16 protein-coding genes and 1 pseudogene are annotated in these 18,387 nt (G+C 39.0%); 10 read left to right on the forward strand and 7 right to left on the reverse strand.

The features are described 5' to 3' along the window. Positions 1-87: 87 nt before the first annotated feature. From gltB to POD11_RS13405, 9 genes are all read left to right on the forward strand, one after another. Positions 88-4,563 carry a glutamate synthase large subunit gene (gltB, locus tag POD11_RS13365; RefSeq protein ID WP_239967086.1) on the forward strand — a complete coding sequence of 1,492 codons (4,476 nt, stop codon included), beginning with the start codon at positions 88-90 and terminating at the stop codon, positions 4,561-4,563. Positions 4,564-4,632: 69 nt separating this feature from the next. After that, positions 4,633-6,054: an FAD-dependent oxidoreductase gene (locus tag POD11_RS13370; RefSeq protein WP_016142888.1), complete on the forward strand. Its 1,422-nt coding sequence runs from the start codon at positions 4,633-4,635 to the stop codon at positions 6,052-6,054. A 174-nt stretch (positions 6,055-6,228) separates the two neighbouring features. Continuing rightward, entirely contained in the window at positions 6,229-7,116 is an 888-nt protein-coding gene (locus tag POD11_RS13375; protein WP_262457497.1) for a metal-dependent hydrolase, read from the forward strand. A 128-nt stretch (positions 7,117-7,244) separates the two neighbouring features. Then, positions 7,245-7,835: a LemA family protein gene (locus POD11_RS13380; RefSeq protein ID WP_002117090.1), complete on the forward strand. Its 591-nt coding sequence runs from the start codon at positions 7,245-7,247 to the stop codon at positions 7,833-7,835. A gap of 24 nt (positions 7,836-7,859) precedes the next feature. Then, positions 7,860-8,942, forward strand: a complete 1,083-nt coding sequence (locus POD11_RS13385) for a TPM domain-containing protein (protein WP_262457498.1) — start codon at positions 7,860-7,862, stop codon at positions 8,940-8,942. Further along, entirely contained in the window at positions 8,936-9,496 is a 561-nt protein-coding gene (locus POD11_RS13390; protein WP_224992053.1) for a TPM domain-containing protein, read from the forward strand. The genes POD11_RS13385 and POD11_RS13390 overlap by 7 nt, the downstream gene beginning before the upstream one ends. Before the next feature lie 348 nt (positions 9,497-9,844). Continuing rightward, positions 9,845-10,276 carry a pilin gene (locus POD11_RS13395; protein ID WP_262457500.1) on the forward strand — a complete coding sequence of 144 codons (432 nt, stop codon included), beginning with the start codon at positions 9,845-9,847 and terminating at the stop codon, positions 10,274-10,276. A 57-nt stretch (positions 10,277-10,333) separates the two neighbouring features. Beyond that, on the forward strand, positions 10,334-11,647 hold the full coding sequence (locus POD11_RS13400; protein ID WP_262457501.1) for an O-antigen ligase family protein: 1,314 nt from the start codon (positions 10,334-10,336) through the stop codon (positions 11,645-11,647). Between the two features lie 104 nt (positions 11,648-11,751). Further along, on the forward strand, positions 11,752-13,380 hold the full coding sequence (locus tag POD11_RS13405) for a PglL family O-oligosaccharyltransferase (RefSeq protein WP_262457502.1): 1,629 nt from the start codon (positions 11,752-11,754) through the stop codon (positions 13,378-13,380). Positions 13,381-13,423: 43 nt separating this feature from the next. On the opposite strand, the gene bfr is transcribed toward POD11_RS13405, so the two are convergent. Both bfr and POD11_RS13415 read right to left on the reverse strand, forming a co-directional pair. Beyond that, positions 13,424-13,888 (reverse strand): heteropolymeric bacterioferritin subunit Bfr, encoded by a 465-nt coding sequence (bfr, locus tag POD11_RS13410; RefSeq protein ID WP_000678123.1) that lies wholly within the window; start codon positions 13,886-13,888, stop codon positions 13,424-13,426. A 243-nt stretch (positions 13,889-14,131) separates the two neighbouring features. Continuing rightward, positions 14,132-14,326 (reverse strand): bacterioferritin-associated ferredoxin, encoded by a 195-nt coding sequence (locus tag POD11_RS13415; protein WP_000289091.1) that lies wholly within the window; start codon positions 14,324-14,326, stop codon positions 14,132-14,134. A 102-nt stretch (positions 14,327-14,428) separates the two neighbouring features. Here POD11_RS13415 and POD11_RS13420 point away from each other — a divergent pair. Then, positions 14,429-14,509: pseudogene (locus tag POD11_RS13420) on the forward strand (hypothetical protein); the annotation flags it as partial. A 37-nt stretch (positions 14,510-14,546) separates the two neighbouring features. Here POD11_RS13420 and POD11_RS13425 read toward each other — a convergent pair. From POD11_RS13425 to gmk, 5 genes are all read right to left on the reverse strand, one after another. Further along, positions 14,547-14,930 (reverse strand): RidA family protein, encoded by a 384-nt coding sequence (locus tag POD11_RS13425; protein ID WP_002116996.1) that lies wholly within the window; start codon positions 14,928-14,930, stop codon positions 14,547-14,549. 144 nt (positions 14,931-15,074) lie between these two features. Beyond that, positions 15,075-17,180, reverse strand: a complete 2,106-nt coding sequence (locus tag POD11_RS13430) for a RelA/SpoT family protein (protein WP_016142894.1) — start codon at positions 17,178-17,180, stop codon at positions 15,075-15,077. Between the two features lie 15 nt (positions 17,181-17,195). Continuing rightward, entirely contained in the window at positions 17,196-17,351 is a 156-nt protein-coding gene (locus POD11_RS13435; protein WP_014207816.1) for a hypothetical protein, read from the reverse strand. Between the two features lie 38 nt (positions 17,352-17,389). Then, the gene (rpoZ, locus tag POD11_RS13440) at positions 17,390-17,668 is read right to left on the reverse strand and encodes a DNA-directed RNA polymerase subunit omega (RefSeq protein ID WP_002116990.1); all 279 of its coding nucleotides are present in this window, start codon (positions 17,666-17,668) and stop codon (positions 17,390-17,392) included. Between the two features lie 72 nt (positions 17,669-17,740). Continuing rightward, positions 17,741-18,370, reverse strand: a complete 630-nt coding sequence (gene gmk, locus POD11_RS13445; protein ID WP_262457503.1) for a guanylate kinase — start codon at positions 18,368-18,370, stop codon at positions 17,741-17,743. Positions 18,371-18,387: the final 17 nt, after the last annotated feature.

The raw sequence follows: 18,387 nt of genomic DNA on the forward strand, positions 1-18,387 counted from the left end.
AACTATCGTCCATAGGCAATATCGCAGAAATAAGTTGTTTGTTTGACGCTCGAAAGAGCCTTATTGAAAGAAGGGTACGCTATGCACATGCCATCGCCTAATACTGTAGCTCCCGCTCAAGGTTTATATCAGCCTGATGAGTTTAAGGATAACTGTGGTTTTGGACTGATTGCCCATATGAAGGGTGAATCAAGTCATCATCTTGTGGAAACCGCGATTCACAGTTTAAGTTGCATGACGCACCGTGGTGGTATTGCCGCAGATGGCAAGACGGGAGATGGTTGCGGCTTACTATTGGCGATGCCAAAGCAATTTTTCCGTGATGAAGCAAAAAAACTAAGTGATATTACACTGAGTGAAATTTTTGCTGTGGGTACTGTATTTTTAAATACTGATCCAGCATTAGCGCAACATTCTAAAAATATTTTAACGAAAGAAATCGAGTCAGATGGCTTACGTGTACTGGCTTGGCGTGTTGTCCCTACAAATAACGATGCACTAGGTGAAATTGCACTTCAATCGCTCCCTGCTTTTGAACAGGTCATTGTGAACTGTCCAATGGGTGTGACTGAAGTTGAATTTAATCGTAAATTATTCTTGGCACGTCGTCGTGCAGAACAACAATTACAAAATGATCCATCATTTTATGTGACTACTCTTTGCTCAACAGTAATCAGCTATAAAGGCTTGATGATGCCGGCTGCAATTGCTGAGTTCTATACAGACTTAGCAGATGAGCGTTTAAAATCACATATCGTGGTATTCCACCAACGCTTCTCTACCAATACATTACCGCGTTGGCCTTTGGCTCAGCCATTCCGTTATCTTGCCCACAATGGTGAAATCAACACAATTACAGCAAACCGTAACTGGGCGTTGGCGCGTACTCCTAAATTTGAAAACCCATTATTACCAGGTCTCACTGAGCTTGACCCAATCGTTAACCGTACGGGTTCAGACTCATCAAGCTTAGATAATATGCTTGAGATCTTGGTGGGTGGTGGTATGGATTTATTCCGTGCCTTACGTATGCTCGTGCCACCAGCTTGGCAAAACGTAGAAACTCTAGATGCAGATTTACGTGCTTTCTATGAGTTCAACTCTAAGCATATGGAAGCTTGGGATGGTCCAGCTGGTCTTGTTATTCAAGATGGTCGTCATGCGATTTGTATGCTTGACCGTAATGGCTTACGTCCTGCACGTTGGGTGATTACCAAAAATGATTACATTACCTTGGCATCTGAAATTGGTGTTTGGGGTTATGAGCCTGAAGATGTTATTTCTAAAGGTCGTGTAGGCCCTGGCCAAATTTTAGTAGTTGATACCTTAACAGGTAAAGTACTTGATACCAAAGATGTTAGTACTCATTTGAAAAACATGCGCCCGTACCGTGAGTGGTTACGTGACCATGCGATTCGTTTAAAAGCAGCCCCGGAACTTGAAGAACAATTAGTCGATAAAGGTTTAACTGGCGATGCTTTAAAAGCGGCTCAAAAAATGTTTATGGTGACATTTGAAGAGCGCGATCAATTGTTGCGTCCAATTGCTGAAAGTGGACAAGAAGCTGTAGGTTCTATGGGTGATGATACGCCAATGGCTGTATTGTCTCGTCAAGTACGCCACGTGACAGATTATTTCCGTCAACAGTTTGCTCAAGTAACAAACCCGCCAATTGACCCACTTCGTGAGTCAATTGTAATGTCGCTCGAAACCTGTTTAGGTCGTGAGCAGAATGTATTTGAGCAAGGTCCTGAGCATGCTGATCGTATCATTATCTCTAGCCCTGTATTGTCAAATTCAAAAATGCAGCAAATCCGTAGCATTGAGCGTCCGGGTTATGAGGCAGTTGATATCAACTTAAACTATGCTGAAGAAGAAGGTTTGCAAGCTGCGATTACGCGTATCTGCGAAGAAGCGGCGCAAGCAGTTCGTGACGGCAAAACTTTAATTGTTTTAACAGATAAAAATATCCGCCAAGGTTTATTACCTGCAAACGCAGCGCTTGCAACAGGTGCGGTACATCATTACCTTATCAAAACTGGTTTACGTACTGATGCGAACATCATGGTTGAAACTGGTTTTGCACGTGATCCGCACCAATTTGCGGTATTACTTGGTTTTGGTGCAACCGCAGTTTACCCATACCTTGCATATGACGTGATCAATGATTTGATTGCTAAAGGTGAACTTTTAGGTGATCCAATTCATGCGCAAGCAAACTTCCGTAAAGGTATTGAGAAAGGCCTATTAAAAGTTCTTTCAAAAATGGGTATCTCTACTGTTGCGTCTTACCGCGGTGGTCAGCTTTTTGAAGCAGTAGGTTTGTCATCTGAAGTTGTTGATCAATGTTTCTTGGGCGTTCCAAGCCGTATTCAGGGCGCAACATTTGCTGACCTTGAAAAAGATCAGAAAAAATTAGCAGCAACAGCTTGGTCAAATCGTAAGCCAATTGATCAGGGTGGTTTGCTTAAATTCGTATTTGATAAAGAGTATCATGCGTTCAACCCAGATGTAATTAATGCATTACACAAAGCTGTTCGCTCTGGTAAATACGAAGACTTTAAAGAATATGCTGAGCTGGTGAATAACCGTCCAGTAGCGACAATCCGTGACTTATTTAAGCTAAAAACAACGAATTCAATTCCAGTTGAGCAAGTTGAATCAGTTGAAGATATCTTGCCTCGCTTTGACTCAGCAGGCATGTCTTTAGGCGCTCTTTCTCCAGAAGCACATGAAGCAATTGCAATCGCGATGAACACGATTGGTGGCCGTTCAAACTCTGGTGAAGGCGGTGAAGATCCTGTTCGCTACGGAACAATTCGTAACTCGAAAATCAAACAGATCGCATCTGGTCGTTTTGGTGTAACTCCTGCATACCTAACTTCTGCTGAAGTATTGCAAATTAAAGTTGCTCAAGGTGCAAAACCAGGTGAGGGTGGTCAGTTACCAGGTGGTAAAGTAAATGGCTTAATCGCGCGTTTACGTTACTCGGTACCGGGTGTAACTCTGATTTCACCACCGCCACACCATGACATTTACTCAATTGAAGATTTGTCTCAGTTAATTTTTGACTTGAAACAAGTTAACCCGAAAGCAATGGTATCTGTGAAATTGGTATCTGAACCGGGTGTAGGAACAATTGCAGCAGGTGTTGCTAAAGCTTATGCGGACTTCATTACCATTTCTGGTTATGACGGTGGTACGGCGGCATCTCCACTTTCTTCAATTCACCATGCGGGTTCTCCATGGGAATTGGGTCTTAGTGAGGCGCATCAAGCACTTCGTGTAAACGACTTGCGCGGAAAAGTACGTGTACAAACTGATGGTGGTTTAAAAACTGGTCTTGATGTGATCAAGGCAGCAATTTTAGGTGCGGAAAGTTTCGGCTTTGGTTCAACACCAATGATCGCTTTAGGTTGTAAATACCTCCGTATTTGTCATTTAAACAACTGTGCAACTGGTGTTGCAACTCAACAAGATCATTTACGTCAAGAACACTACATTGGCGAGCCAGAAATGCTCATCAACTTCTTCCACTTTATTGCGGAAGAAACGCGTGAATGGTTGGCTGCTTTAGGTGTTTCTTCGTTGAAAGACTTAATTGGTCGTGTTGATTTACTTGAAGTATTACCGGGCGAAACTGAAAAGCATGCTCACCTTGATTTAAGTGCGTTATTAACTTCACATCCTTCTGCTGAAGGTAAAGCGCAATACTGTCAAGTAGAAGGTAATGCACCATTTGATAAAGGCGTTTTAGCTGAGAAAATGGTTGCTGAAATACTTCCTGCAATTGAATCAAGTGCAGGTGGTCAGTTCAACTTCAAGGTCGTGAACTGTGACCGTTCGATCGGTGCTCGTGTATCAGGTGAAATTGCTCGTCGCTATGGCAACTTGGGTATGGAAGCACATCCGGTTGTAATGAACTTAACTGGTACGGCTGGTCAGTCTCTAGGGGTTTGGAATGCTGGTGGTTTACATATCCGTCTTGAGGGTGATGCAAACGACTACGTAGGTAAAGGTATGGCTGGTGGTCGTATTTCGATTTTCCCACCACAAGGTTCGCCTTTCCAAACACAAAATACGGCAATTATTGGTAATACCTGTTTGTATGGCGCAACTGGCGGTAAGCTTTTTGCAGCAGGTACAGCGGGTGAGCGTTTTGCAGTTCGTAACTCTGGTGCATTTGCTGTAATCGAAGGTGCTGGTGATCACTGTTGTGAATATATGACAGGTGGTGTTGTGACTGTACTTGGTAAAGTAGGCCATAACTTTGGTGCGGGCATGACTGGTGGTTTTGCTTATGTACTTGACCTTGATAATGACTTCGTAGATTACTACAACCACGAGTTGATTGATTTAAATCGTATTTCAACAGAATCTATGGAAGATCATAAAGAGTTCTTGTTGCGTATTATCGATGAGCACATTAAAGAAACTGGTAGTGCTTGGGCTTATAAGATCCGCAATGAGTTCGATTTCTACAGCCGTAAATTCTGGCTTGTGAAACCAAAAGCTGCTAATTTGCAAACGCTTTTGAAAACAACACAAGCTGATCCACAATAATTCCACGACTGCAAAGACATAGGCAGGTGCGGGCAACAAGGAAATCCGCGCCTACCCACGGAGAGAGACATGGCAGAACGCCTAAATAATGACTTTCAATTTCTGGATGTACCTCGTCAAGATCCAGAGAAAAAAGATATTACTGTCCGCAAAGCAGAATTTGTGGAAATTTATAAACCTTTTACATCGGAAACTGTCACTAATCAGACACACCGTTGTTTAGGCTGTGGTAACCCTTATTGTGAATGGAAATGTCCTGTACATAACTACATTCCAAACTGGTTAAAACTCATTGCTGAAGGCCAAATTTTCCAAGCTGCTGAGCTTTGTCATCAAACGAATACGCTACCTGAAGTATGTGGTCGCGTATGTCCACAAGACCGTTTATGTGAGGGTGCTTGTACCTTAAATGATGGTTTTGGCGCAGTGACGATTGGTAATGCTGAAAAATATATCAACGATACAGCCTTTGCTTTGGGCTGGCGTCCAGATATGTCAGGCGTAAAATGGACTGACAAAAAAGTTGCAATTATTGGTGCTGGTCCTGCTGGTTTAGGCTGTGCAGATATTCTAGCTCGCGGCGGTGTTAAACCAGTTGTATTCGATAAGCGTCCTGAAATTGGTGGCTTACTTACATTCGGTATTCCAGAATTTAAAATGGAAAAAGATGTAATGAAACGCCGTCGTGAAATTTTCACAGGTATGGGCATCGAATTCCGTTTAAATACGGAAATTGGTAAAGACATCACGATTGATGAATTACTTGCAGAATATGATGCTGTATTCATGGGTATGGGTACTTACACCTACATGAAGGGTGGTTTCCCAGGTGAAGATCTTGACGGTGTTTATGATGCACTTGATTTCTTAATTTCCAACGTGAACCGTTGCCAAGGTTGGGAAAAAGATCCAAGTGAATACATCAGTTTAGATGGTAAAAAAGTTATTGTTCTAGGTGGTGGTGATACCGCTATGGACTGTAACCGTACGTCTTTACGTCAAGGTGCTCACGATGTAACTTGTGCATACCGCCGTGATGAAAGCAACATGCCAGGCTCTGCACGTGAAGTAAAAAATGCCTATGAAGAGGGTGTAAAATTCCTATTCAATCGTCAACCGATCGAGATCGTTGGTGAAAATGGCAAAGTGACAGGCGTAAAAGTGGTAACGACACAAATGGGAGAACCAGATAGTCGTGGCCGTCGTAGCCCTGAGCCAATTCCTGGTTCTGAAGAAGTATTGCCAGCAGATGCAGTTTTACTTGCTTTCGGTTTCCGTCCAAGTCCAGCGGACTGGTTTGGTAATGCGAATATTAATCTTGATGGTTCAGGCCGTGTTGTGGCAGCTGAAAAGCAAGAGTTCAAATTCCAGACATCAAACCCGAAAATCTTTGCGGGTGGTGATATGGTACGTGGTTCAGACCTTGTCGTAACTGCGATCTGGGAAGGCCGCCAAGCTGCTGAAGGTATTTTGGACTACCTTGGTGTTTAATAACGCCATTTGTTAAAAGACTCAAAAAAGCCTACTTAAAAGTAGGCTTTTTTATTATCTACCATTAATCAGTTTGATGTTTTTGGCAAATACAATAAGCTTTTTCGCCCTTTTTAGCTTTTTAGACTCGCGACATACTTGAAACTTCCTTCTTCAATACAATAGGTGTTGAATATGAACATCGCAGGTATGACGGCAGAAAAATCATATTTAAATCGTCGAAAAGCGTTGGGTATTACAGTACGTCGTCTTGAGTTTAATCCGAAAGCGATTAAGCGACACTATTTTGCAAAATCGCCTCTCATGTCTCATTTTTTAACAGCACTCTCGTCAACGTTTCCCGTAGGAGAGCAGTTTTTCGTAAATAGCGTACGTAATGTGCGTGATAAAGTTTCAGATCCTCAACTACAAGCACAAATTGCGGCTTTTATTGGACAAGAGGCTATGCATTCCAAAGCACATGGCGAGTTTAATGAAGCTTGGCGACGTGATGATTATAATCTGGACAGTTTTCAAAATTGGCTAAATCAGCGCGATAAATATTTAAGAACAATTCCACCTAAGCTGCAATTGGCATTGACCTGTGCATTTGAGCATTTCACTGCTTTACTTGGGGGATATATATTGCAGCACCCAGAGCTATTAAGAACGCTAGATGAAGATGCGCTAAAACTTTGGGTATGGCATGCGATTGAAGAAATTGAACACCGTTCGGTCGCATTTGATGTCTATCAACATGTGTATGGTGATGATCGTATCCGACGTTTATTGATGCGTAGTGTCACTACAGGATTTGCGAGTCTCGCTTTTTATGGGACAACGCGTTTATTTTGGCAAGATAAATGGAACAGCTTGCCTAAAATTGGAGGTAATCTATTTGGATTGTATTTGCTACTGAAGATGCTTGTTCAGTTAATGCCAGAATACTTTGCATATTACAAAAAAGACTTTCATCCGAGTCAAAAAGATTATGGCAGGATGGTTAATTACTGGAAAAGCTCTTTAGCAGAAGAATATCAAATGGCAAGTTTTGAACAAGAAAAAGACCAGCGATTGAGCTAGTAGATAACCGGATCTAAAATCCGGTTTTTAAAATCAATAAAATAAAAGCAACACAATAATGCCAAAATCATCATACAATCAGGCAAAGAGGTTAAAAATATAAAGAAAAACTTGAGGATAATGTGACGATGAAAACATTGAAACAATTTGCGATTGCAACAACACTTGCCAGTACCTTGCTGTTTTCGGGATGTGGTTATAACACTCTACAAGTAAAAGATGAGGCTGTAACAGCAGCTTGGTCTGAAGTACAAAACCAATATCAACGTCGTTCAGATTTGGTACCAAACCTGGTTAATGTAGTGAAAGGCTATGCTAAACATGAAGAGCAAGTACTCACCGAAGTAACCCAAGCGCGTTCTAATGTTGCGGGTTTAAAAGTTGATAAAGAAGTTTTAGAAGACCCAGCTTTACTTGAAAAATATCAACAGGCTCAAAGTCAATTAACAGGGGCATTATCTCGACTCATTGCTGTTTCGGAAAATTACCCAGATTTGAAAGCGAATACCCAATTCCAAGAATTACAAGTTCAACTTGAGGGTACAGAAAACCGCATTGCAGTTGCACGTAATCGTTATATTACAACGGTACAAGATTATAACTCATATGTTCGTCAATTCCCGCAAGCAGTAACTGCAAAAGTAATTGGTATGCATCCAAAAGCCAATTTCTCTGCAGAAGCTTCTGCTCAACAGGCTCCAAAAGTTTCTTTTGATTAATTTTATAAATCAAAGGAGTGCCGGATGATAAATACTCTATTGCTTCAATCAAAGCAAATTAAGGTCTTTATTTCGACCTTAATTTTGCTCTGTTGTGGTGTTCTTTTTCAGAATACGGCATGGAGTGAAAGTAATATTGCAACTGCTACGGATGAGACTGATACAGTAGTTGCTGGCAAAATTATACAAAAGCAACAAGCTCAAGCTTCTTCAACTAAATTAGAGGGGCAAGCTGCTTTAAGCGCTGCCCCGCAAGTCCAAGTTGCTAACGATATGGCTGATGGTGAATCAATACGTGGTTTGCCAACTTTAAATCAGCCAGTAATTGATCAAGCTAACATTTTAAGTGAGGCTGAGAAACAGCAGCTCGATCAAAAAATTCTAAGTTTATATCAACAAGGCAAAGCACAGATTGGTATTGTGATTGTTTCTACTACTGGCCAAGAAGATATCTTTGATTATGCATTACGCATTGGTGAAAAGTGGCAATTGGGATCATCTAAACGTGACAATGGATTACTCATTGCAGTTGCTGTAAATGATCGCCGTATGCAAATTTTAACCGGCTATGGTTTAGAAGGTGTGTTACCTGACATTGTGGCAAGCCGGATTATTCGAAACCAAATTACACCTTATTTTAAACAAGCCCAATATGCGCAAGGTTTAAATGCAGGTCTGGATGAAATTGGTAGAATTTTAAATCTTGACCCAGAAGTAGCTCAGCAAGCTGCTCAAGATTTGAAAGAGCGCCAACATCAAGCTGCTGAAGAACAACAAGCCAAACAGACAACGCTGACAATGGCTTTATTTATTCTGGTTGCTGGAATTGTGGGGTCATTTATTGTCGGTCGTCCACTTAGTGCCTCTACAGCAGGTGTTGCTGCTGCGGTAGCAGGTTTCGTAAATGGGGCAGGGCTAGTGACCAGCTTATTACTTGGTTTTGGTATTTTCTTTTTACTCATTACTTCAATTGCCCAACTTATTTTACAGGCCATTTTAAGTGGTTTTGGTGGGGGCGGTCGCGGAGGTGGCTTCGGTGGAGGTGGTGGAGGCTATGGCGGCGGCGGAGGTCGTTTTGGCGGTGGAGGTGCTTCAGGCTCATGGTAACAACATCAGAAACAACACAAATTATTACTCAACCAAAAATTGAGGAATCAGTAGAACCTAGCCTAAAACGTTGGTTCAAGCACTTTTGTTACTTGCCAGCCAGCAGCCGATATTTCTCCAAACAAGATAAACAAGCTATTGCTGATGCGGTACAGCAGGCAGAACATGGGCATGTTGGAGAAATACAGGTTGTAATTGAAGGCCATATTCCATGTTCACAAGCGTATAGACAAAATACACGTTTAAGAGCACAGCAATTATTTGCAGAGTTAGGCGTTTGGGACACTGCATTAAATAGTGGTGTATTGTTATACCTAAATTTATGTGAACGGACAGTAGAAATCGTATTTGATCGTGGCATTCGAAATGCGACTAACGATCAAGTCTGGCAACAGATTTGTGAAGCAATAGTACAAAAGCTTAAGCAAAAAGAATATCAACAAGCTGTAGTGATGGGCGTACAACAAATTGGAGAGGTGATGTCACGGTTTTATGATGAAAACATGCCCGATCAATCCAATGAATTAGGCAATGCTCCGATTATTCTGAATTAAGCTGCCTTGTAACCTTCCTATATTAGCTAATTTTCTTATTTTTACTTTTAAAGGTGACTGACAAAAAATGTCACCTTTTTTTCTATTTTTAATGAGATTTTTATCACAATAAAGAATTAAAAAATTGAAATAAGTAATGAGCGATTTTTTATTAGTGACCTATTATTAATAAAGTTTGAGTGACAATTTTTGTCAATTATTTACAGCGGTTATAAGTCTAATAATAATTGAATTTAGTATAAGTATTTGTTTTTAAATATTAATAAAAGTTGGCATGGATGCTGCAATATAGTTGATAGCTGAAAAAGCTTATATAAAAACATACATACAATCTTTGGGGAAAAGGCTATGAATGCACAAAAAGGTTTTACATTAATTGAACTCATGATCGTAGTTGCCATTATTGGTATTTTGGCAGCAATTGCGATTCCGCAATATAGTAAATATCAAGCAAAGTCTAAATTAACAGCAAGTTTGTCAGAAATTTCAGCAGGTAAAACCGTAGCTGAAGAGCGAATTAATAATGGCGAGGCAGTTACTTTAGGTGATCTTGGTCTTCAGGCAAATACATCAAATTGTGATATTGCTGTAACTGGCTTTGCAGCAGGTAGCGGTGCGGGAACTATTGCATGTACTGTTAAAAATGCTCCTTCTCAAGTTACTGGTGCAGTAATGACTTGGACAAGAGTTGGTGCAACTGGCATTTGGACTTGTGCAACTACAGGTATTACAGATGCAGATAATAAAGTGCTTGCTCCTAAAGGATGTGCTGCATCTTAATTTTAAGATAAATAAAAAGAGAGGTTTTAACCTCTCTTTTTATTGAAGAAAATAAATATGTTAAAAAAAAATATACTATTCCTGCTAATAGGAATTTATCTTATTACAGCATTATTAGGTTATCAAATTGGCTGGTCTGTCTTTCAATATGATGAGCTTCGTCTATTACAATTCCCATTAGCACTATGTGCCTTATTCATTTTGATTTTTACAAAAAAAATAGAATATTCAATTTTCACTCAAATTATTTTTTTTCTGATTGGTATATTAACTACTATACAGGTAACAGCTTATAGCATCTTTCAGTTTCAAGAACTTTGGTCTGCGATAGCATTATTATTTATATTTTCTGCTTTAACCTATGAGTTAAAGAGTGTAAGAAATATTGAGCATGGCCTAGCATTAATCGTCGTTTCAGCATTTATTCCTAGTTTATTTATTTGTGTTTCTATCGCTAATTTTATTTTATATAAACAATGGTTCGATTGGCAATTTAACTCTGGCACGATCCGAATTTATGACAGTGTTATCGTGCCTATATTCTTTTTTCTAATTTTTTTGAAAAATAAAAAGTATCCATATATTCATTACTTTTATCCATTTGCTATTTTCTTTTTTGCTCTAGCATGGTTTTTTGACGGAGCTAGATCTGCCTTACTTGCTGTAGCGACAGGATTATTGATTATCTTTATATGCTCTCGAGAAAATCGAAAGCTTATTTTACAAAGCTGTATTTACATTTTTTTAGCTTTTTTTGTTTATAAAACTACGATTTATTTTGCTGATAAAAATACCATGACCGTAATGAGAGCTGGGACATCTATGCGTGCAGAGATGTGGAGTTTTGTTTTCGAGCAATGGAAAGAAAAACCATGGACTGGAGTGGGGGGAGGATATCTCTCAGAAACTCAGTATAAATATGGCCATCACATACATAACTTATACTTAAGATTAATTTTTGAATGGGGAATAGTTGGATGTATTTTTTTAGTTTGGATGATATATCAAGTTGTTAGGTTATTTCGAGATAAGAATACTTTGCCTATTGCAAAAGCTGGCCTAGCTGCAATTTTAGTTGATGCGATGTTCTCAGGAAGTATGGTTTATCCTGCTTCACAAATAGCCTGTACCTTATTTTTAGCATTTGCTTTTTCTCAGCGGCAACCCTCTAAAGAATATTTGAAATATCCTTATACACCGACGAAACTATTAATTGGTTTATGGGGTGCTTTATTTTTGTACATTACGATTACGTACTTAGGACAAGATTTAATGTGTTGGGGGTGTGGTAGCTATGTCGGAAGAATGGCACCAAATTTTTGGTTTTATGGTGGAGCGGAACATCTCATACCTGCTAATCAGATTCCCTAACGATAATACCGTGTAACTGCAAAAGAGTCATACATAGAGAATCTAAACGGTTCCTTAGTGTTCCATGTATAATTCTCTCAAGTTTTGGTCTCTAACCTCTCACTATGCAAGTATTCCTCCTATTCCTCGCTGCAATCCTGTTGGGCTTTGCATGGTTGTCGCCATTTCATTATAGCCCTTGGGTAATGTTTTCAAGTGAAGTAAGTACATTCGGGGCTGGGTTATGCGTATCAGCCGCCTTAATTCAACAAAATATTAAAATTCCTAGAGCACAGCTCTTATTACTGCCATTTACTTTTATTCCGCTAGTACAATGGGGCTTTGGTCTCATTTTTGATTTGAGTACGGCCTTACTAAGTTCATTTTACTTGCTAGGTTTTTGGTTTATGGTCTTGGCAGGTTACAACCTATCTTTAGATCAACAAAAGAGAGATCAAATTTTTTCTGGCTTTAGTTTATTAATAATTATTGTATCAATTGCGACCTGTTTTATTTCAATCTGCCAGTGGTTAAATATCGAGTCACATTTTGTCCATATGCTTCATCTGATTGGTAATCGTCCTTATGGAAATTTTGGTCAGCCCAATAATATGGCAACATTCCTAATTATTGGGTTATTAGGATGTTTATATTTATATGAAAAAAATAAAGTAACATTGTGGTTATTATTGCCTTCAGCACTGATTATTTTATTTACCATTGCATTGAGTCAGTCACGCACTTCATGGATCGTTTTTCCATTCTTATTCATCTACTGGGTAGTTAAACAATTTAAAAAGCAAAAAAGATTTGGGATTATTCAAGGTTTCTTGTGGTGTATTGGTTTTTTCATAATGGCTGGCATAGTTCTGCCGTTTGCTACTAGTTTAATTGAAGCATGGTCAAGTACTGATGTAACCCAAGCAAATAGTTTGGTTGAAAGAGCAAGCTCTGGGTATATGCGTTTTAATATCTGGTCACAAATGTTACTTGCTGTACAGCAGCACCCTTGGTTGGGTTATGGTTGGAATCAAACCAGTGTGGCACAAATGACGGTTTATCATGCTTTCCCAACTGGAGAGTGGACGACTAGTGCTCATAATGTGCTGCTCGATTTAATTATCTGGAATGGTATTCCACTGGGTACTGTAATCATTACTTACTTTGCTTGCTGGTTTATTTGGTTAAACCAACAAGCTAAAAATACCGTCTCAATTATTGCGATTATGATGGTATGTACAGTACTTATTCATGCCATGCTAGAGTTTCCACAGCGTTACGCTTATTTCTTACTTACTTGTGGATTCCTACTGGGTATTATACAAGCTCAGACTCCTGTGCTTAAAGGAATTGTCCTCAGTAAACGTTTGCTTCGTTTGTCATGTGTTGTAAGTTTGCTGCTTATTATTGCAATTCTACGTGATTACAATGTCTACGTTCTAAATAGTAATTTACTTTTTGATAATAAGCGTCCAAACGCTGAATTTATGGGAAGCGGTAAAATTTTTGTTTTAACGCAGTTTGAGCAGCGTTTAAAGTGGATTGAACTTAATCCCCAAAATGTTTTATCTGAAGCTGATTTGGTTGAGTGGGCAAATTTTGTAAAGAATAAGCCTACCCCATATAACTTACGTAAATACGCAAAATTGCTTGCTTATAATGGAAAAGTAGAGCAGGCACAGCAGCAGATATTTATTTTACAGCATCTCTATAGACAGAAAATAACGCTATCGGAATTACTAAAAGAAAAGTAATAAAAAAATCCCCTTAAGTATAAGGGGATTTTTTTATAAGAAATTACATTTGGCTCTGGATATAGTTTTCAATACCTACGCTACCAATAAGGTCAATTTGGGTATCTAACCAGTCCCAATATTCTTCTTCTTTTTCTAAAATTTCTTGAACAAGGTCACGAGTCACATAGTCTTGTTCTGTTTCAGCTAAAGCAACCGCTTTTTGAATTGCTTCTATATTTTCTTTTACTTTACGGATATCACACTGGAGAACTTCTTCTGTGTGTTGACCAATATAAAGTTTGCCTAAATGTTGAAGGTTAGGCAGACCTTCTAAAAATAAAATACGTTCAATGATTTTATCAGCATGTTTCATTTGACGAATTGATTCTTTATATTCAGCAGAACCAAGCTGCTCAATTCCCCAGTCATTAAACATACGTGAATGCAAAAAGTATTGATTAATTGCAGTTAAATGATGATACAGCACTTGATTGAGCTGATTAATGACATCACGATTGCCTTTCATTGTAGCTACTCCAAAACAATTTCTGCCTCAAACTTAATCAAGGCAATCTATAAATCCATTTTAGTGAACAATCATGGAGATGGCGAGTAATTTATGGAACAGCAAATGAAAATCGCAATCAAAAACAACACAATATTAGAAAGAAGGTTTTTATGCCAAAAAAAACCGCTTGAATGAGGAACTATGAACGTTCCGCAAAAAGCGGTGGAGGAGTCAATAAATTTTGTTAAATATTCATTTTTATTATGCAGCTACAGAAATGCGAGCAGCGATTTCTGCTAATTCTTCGCTAATGATAGCGCGAGCTTCTGGTGCACAGCGTCCACAGCATGTACCAAGATCAAGCAAGTCGCGAATTTCACGATAGCTTTCAGCGCCATTTTCAATAGCGTCTTTAATATCCTGATCGGTAATGCCACGACACAAGCAAACGTACATGGGAGTGATCCCCAAATATAAATGCGATAATTGATATTATTGATAATTATTATCGTTTGTCAATGAAATTCATTTAAAATCTCATTTATACTTATTGGGATTTTGAATAAAAAAAGACCACCTAAGCGGAAATCTAAAAATAATTTAGATTTTTATGCCAAGGTGGTTCATATTTTAAAAAGCTAAATAGTGAAATTTAGATATTTTAATTTTTTATATCTTATTGATTAATAATTACAATTCCGTCCATTTCTACTAGTGCACCTTTCGGTAAGCTTGCTACTCCAAGCGCTGCACGTGCAGGATAGGGTTGAGCAAAATATTCACCCATAATTTGGTTTACGAGTTGGAAATTTGATAGGTCAGTTAAAAAGATATTGAGCTTAGCAATATCTGCAAGTGATCCACCAGCAGCTTCACAAACTGCTTTTAAATTATCAAATACACGGCGAATTTGAGCTTCAATACCTTCTACAAGTTCCATACTGTATGGGTCTAAACCAATTTGCCCTGAAAGATATAGCGTATTGTCTACTAAAATAGCTTGAGAATAGGTGCCGATAGCAGCAGGGGCATTTTCAGTATGAATGACTTGGCGGGACATTTGGTTCTCCTTGATTAAATCTATTTCCATCATAATCGATGATAGCTTTGGACAAAAGTACCATCGATTTAATTGATTAAGTGAATTTGGAAAGTTTGATTTTGTTAAGGAAACATAAATCTAGTCAATCATCTCTAGAGAAACTTAGCTTACTTTTGAAATTTCCATTTGTGGCGTAGGAGCATCTAAACGTTCAATACGTGGGAAACCATAGTGCATGCGTAAATCACGGATGACTTTTGCAATGTGCTTACGGTTATTCACTACAATATTCACAAAAGTTCTTTGCTCATTTGAGTGAACCATCTCTACCCCAGCATTGTTTTTACGGCATTGATAAATCAGATCTGATACCTGTTCATCATTCATTGCCATATAAATAGCAAGGTAAGCTGTAAAACGGACATCATCTACATCATCTGCTTTCCATTGAAGCGGCATAATATTTTCAGGGTGTAGATGTTGTTCATGTAGTAAGTTATGACAGCGAATCCGATGCACAATTAATCCACGACGTGTTAAGTGTCCTTGAATTGGATCGCCTAAAATTGGATTGCAGCAGTGTGCATATTTAACGTCGACACCTTCAGTGCTTTGAATAAGTCGATCTGAGTTTTCCACTTGTGGGTGTTTGTCATGGGCAAACAGATGATTTGCTACAAGTTGAGGTAATAAATCGCCTACTGCAATTTGTTCAAACAATGTATTTTTATTATCGATATGACGCCATTGCAACAGATCTAGCCAATCAGCGTCAGAAAGGTCATTGATTGAACGATTAAAGAGTTTCAGTGCACGAGAAAGGGCTTGCGCACCAACTAGACGTTGTTCTTCGATATCTTGATCTTTAAGCACATGCTGTAATGCACGACGAGCTTTCTGCGTATTAATAAAACTTAGCCAGTCTGGGTTTGGTGTTGCCAAAACATCCGTAATAATCTCGATAACCTGACCGCTAACTAATGGGGTAGAAAGTGGTTTAATCTCACCATCGACTTTTGCGCCAACGGCATGGTTACCTAAAAATAAACTTGCTGAATAAGCAAAATCAACTACGGTAGCGCCTTGTGGCAGCTCATGCAGTTGACCATGTGGCGTATATACCCAGATTTTTTCTTGGTGTAGGTAATCGAGTAAATCATTGAAAGTTGTTTTAGCACATTCGCCATCAATTAATGTATTTAAGTTCTGCATTGAAGCTTGAATGGCAGAGCGACAAGTTTGCGGCGCATTTTCGCCTAACACGACTCCAAAGCGGGCAGCTTTACGCATTAACTCGGTTTGAATTGTAAGAGATAGCGTCGTTTTTTCGCCTTTAAGCTTAATGAGTAAAGACTGGTTCCCGCCAGGTAATGGGCGACGAATATGGTCTTGATATTGGATAACCTGAAAGTTTTCTCTTAATGCTTCGACTAAGCGGTCACAGTCGGCAATAGACTGTAAAACAATTTCAAAAGCATGACTATGGGTAAGCTCTTGGAGATCCATCTCGTTTTTAACGAAATGGCGCAATAATTCGATATTGTTATTTTTCTTTTTAATACGGCCTTGAATATGATAATTATGCAGAAGTTCAGCGAGGTTTTGTTCCCAAATACTTTGATATTTACAACGTTCTGGCTTTGTTTGAAGCAGTGCATTTTGAACATTATCAAACATATCTAGATCAAGGTTTTGATAACAGAGATTCTCTAGATTATCGCCCATTTCATTCATGCCGACTAATCTTGCCATCGGTACAAATATATCAAAAGTTTCTTGAGCAATACGGGCACGTTTATCTGGACGTAGAGCACCTAGAGTTGTCATATTATGATAGCGATCTGCTAATTTAATAATGATGACACGTGGATCTTGTAAGGTCGCTTGCAAGATTTTTCGGAATGAAGCTGCCTTGTTATATTCTTTATCGCTTGATTGGCTAAGTTTGGTTACACCATCGACTAGCTCGGCAACGGTTAGGCCAAATTTCTCAATAATATCTTCTTTTGTATATTGAGTATCTTCAATAACATCATGCAAAAGTGCTGCCATTAAAGTTTCAGCATCTAAACGCATGTTTGCAAGAATGCAGCTTACCGCAATCGGATGCAAAATATAGGGTTCGCCACTTTTACGTGTAATGCCAGTGTGCGCTAGATCGGCAAAATCGCAGGCAGCAAGCACTTTTTCGACTTCGCTTACCGATAAGTAAGGGTCGATAATTAATTTGAGCTGTTGCTTGGCTTGGCTGACCTCTTCGCCTGGCATAAATCACCCTTTTTCCTATTGCTGAAAAACTAAATCTATCTGCTTCTTAATGAAAAGCATATTGCGGAACTTGTCAATTTTTTCATTTGAAAAAGTGTATTTTTTTTTCAATGAAAATAATTGCTTTTCCCAATATGTTTGAATATGGCGCAAAGCCAAATAAAAAACCATCGCAAAAAAACGATGGTTTTTTTATGAAACAGAGTGAATTAGAAAGAAAAACCTTCTAAATTCAAGCTGTTTGTAGAAAGGGCAAGATCAAGACTAGAAGTTTGGTAATCTTGCTCACGTTGTTTAAGAATTTCTTTCGTAACGTGCCCTGCCGCGATTTCGCGCAAAGAAACTACAGTCGGTTTGTCGTTATCCCATTCTACAGTTGGCTCCATGCCTTGACGTGCCAATTGACGAGCACGTTTACTTGCAACGAGCACAAGCTCAAAACGGTTGTCTACATGATCTAAACAATCTTCAACGGTGACGCGTGCCATAAAAGTTCTCGTTTTGGAATGGTGAATTTGAACAGACTAAATAGTATAAAAGGCTTTCGATCTAGACTCAAGTTATTCCTGTTTTGGTTGAGGAGTAATCAAGTCTCGGATTAATGTTTGATGACGTTTTGCTTGCTGAGATAGCACTAAACGGTTCGCTGTAATCACAGCTTCAAGCTCATGTAAGGCTTTATTAAAATCATCATTGATAATGATGTAGTCAAAGTTCGTGTAGTGCTGCATATCTTCTACTGCACAGCTTAAACGATGCTCAATGACTTCAACTGAGTCAGTGCCGCGATTAGATAAACGCTGACGCAGATCAAATTGAGTTGGGGGTAAAATAAATATTTGCTTTGATTCAGGGAAAAGTTTGCGGACTTGTTCTGCACCTTGCCAATCAATTTCAAGTAAGACATCGTGTCCTTGAGCTAACTGTTGTTTTACCGTAGCTTGAGAAGTGCCATAGTAGTTACCAAATACTTCAGCGTATTCGATAAAGCCGTCATGGTTGACTTGGTCTAGAAATTCATCTTTTGTAGTGAAGTGATAGTGAACACCATCTAACTCACCGGGACGTTGACCTCGGGTTGTATGCGAGACTGAAACATGTAAATTGCTCACACGGTCAAGCAGGGCTTTTACCAAAGATGTTTTGCCCGTTCCTGATGCAGCAGAAACGACAAACAATAGACCCGACATGATATTTTTCCTGATAT

This window comes from Acinetobacter sp. P1(2023) (genome assembly GCF_028367635.1).
Classification (GTDB): domain Bacteria; phylum Pseudomonadota; class Gammaproteobacteria; order Pseudomonadales; family Moraxellaceae; genus Acinetobacter; species Acinetobacter pittii_E.

Excerpts from the sequence above, each read along its gene's own strand:
- POD11_RS13425 (WP_002116996.1), bottom strand. The coding sequence starts at position 14,930 with ATGTCCCGCCAAGTCATTCATACTGAAAATGCCCCTGCTGCTATCGGC.
- POD11_RS13435 (WP_014207816.1), bottom strand. The coding sequence starts at position 17,351 with ATGGTTTTTTATTTGGCTTTGCGCCATATTCAAACATATTGGGAAAAG.
- gltB (WP_239967086.1), top strand. The coding sequence starts at position 88 with ATGCCATCGCCTAATACTGTAGCTCCCGCTCAAGGTTTATATCAGCCT.
- POD11_RS13385 (WP_262457498.1), top strand. The coding sequence starts at position 7,860 with ATGATAAATACTCTATTGCTTCAATCAAAGCAAATTAAGGTCTTTATT.
- POD11_RS13415 (WP_000289091.1), bottom strand. The coding sequence starts at position 14,326 with ATGTACGTTTGCTTGTGTCGTGGCATTACCGATCAGGATATTAAAGAC.
- POD11_RS13380 (WP_002117090.1), top strand. The coding sequence starts at position 7,245 with ATGAAAACATTGAAACAATTTGCGATTGCAACAACACTTGCCAGTACC.
- rpoZ (WP_002116990.1), bottom strand. The coding sequence starts at position 17,668 with ATGGCACGCGTCACCGTTGAAGATTGTTTAGATCATGTAGACAACCGT.
- POD11_RS13430 (WP_016142894.1), bottom strand. The coding sequence starts at position 17,180 with ATGCCAGGCGAAGAGGTCAGCCAAGCCAAGCAACAGCTCAAATTAATT.
- POD11_RS13390 (WP_224992053.1), top strand. The coding sequence starts at position 8,936 with ATGGTAACAACATCAGAAACAACACAAATTATTACTCAACCAAAAATT.
- POD11_RS13400 (WP_262457501.1), top strand. The coding sequence starts at position 10,334 with ATGTTAAAAAAAAATATACTATTCCTGCTAATAGGAATTTATCTTATT.
- POD11_RS13370 (WP_016142888.1), top strand. The coding sequence starts at position 4,633 with ATGGCAGAACGCCTAAATAATGACTTTCAATTTCTGGATGTACCTCGT.
- POD11_RS13375 (WP_262457497.1), top strand. The coding sequence starts at position 6,229 with ATGAACATCGCAGGTATGACGGCAGAAAAATCATATTTAAATCGTCGA.
- gmk (WP_262457503.1), bottom strand. The coding sequence starts at position 18,370 with ATGTCGGGTCTATTGTTTGTCGTTTCTGCTGCATCAGGAACGGGCAAA.
- POD11_RS13405 (WP_262457502.1), top strand. The coding sequence starts at position 11,752 with ATGCAAGTATTCCTCCTATTCCTCGCTGCAATCCTGTTGGGCTTTGCA.
- bfr (WP_000678123.1), bottom strand. The coding sequence starts at position 13,888 with ATGAAAGGCAATCGTGATGTCATTAATCAGCTCAATCAAGTGCTGTAT.
- POD11_RS13395 (WP_262457500.1), top strand. The coding sequence starts at position 9,845 with ATGAATGCACAAAAAGGTTTTACATTAATTGAACTCATGATCGTAGTT.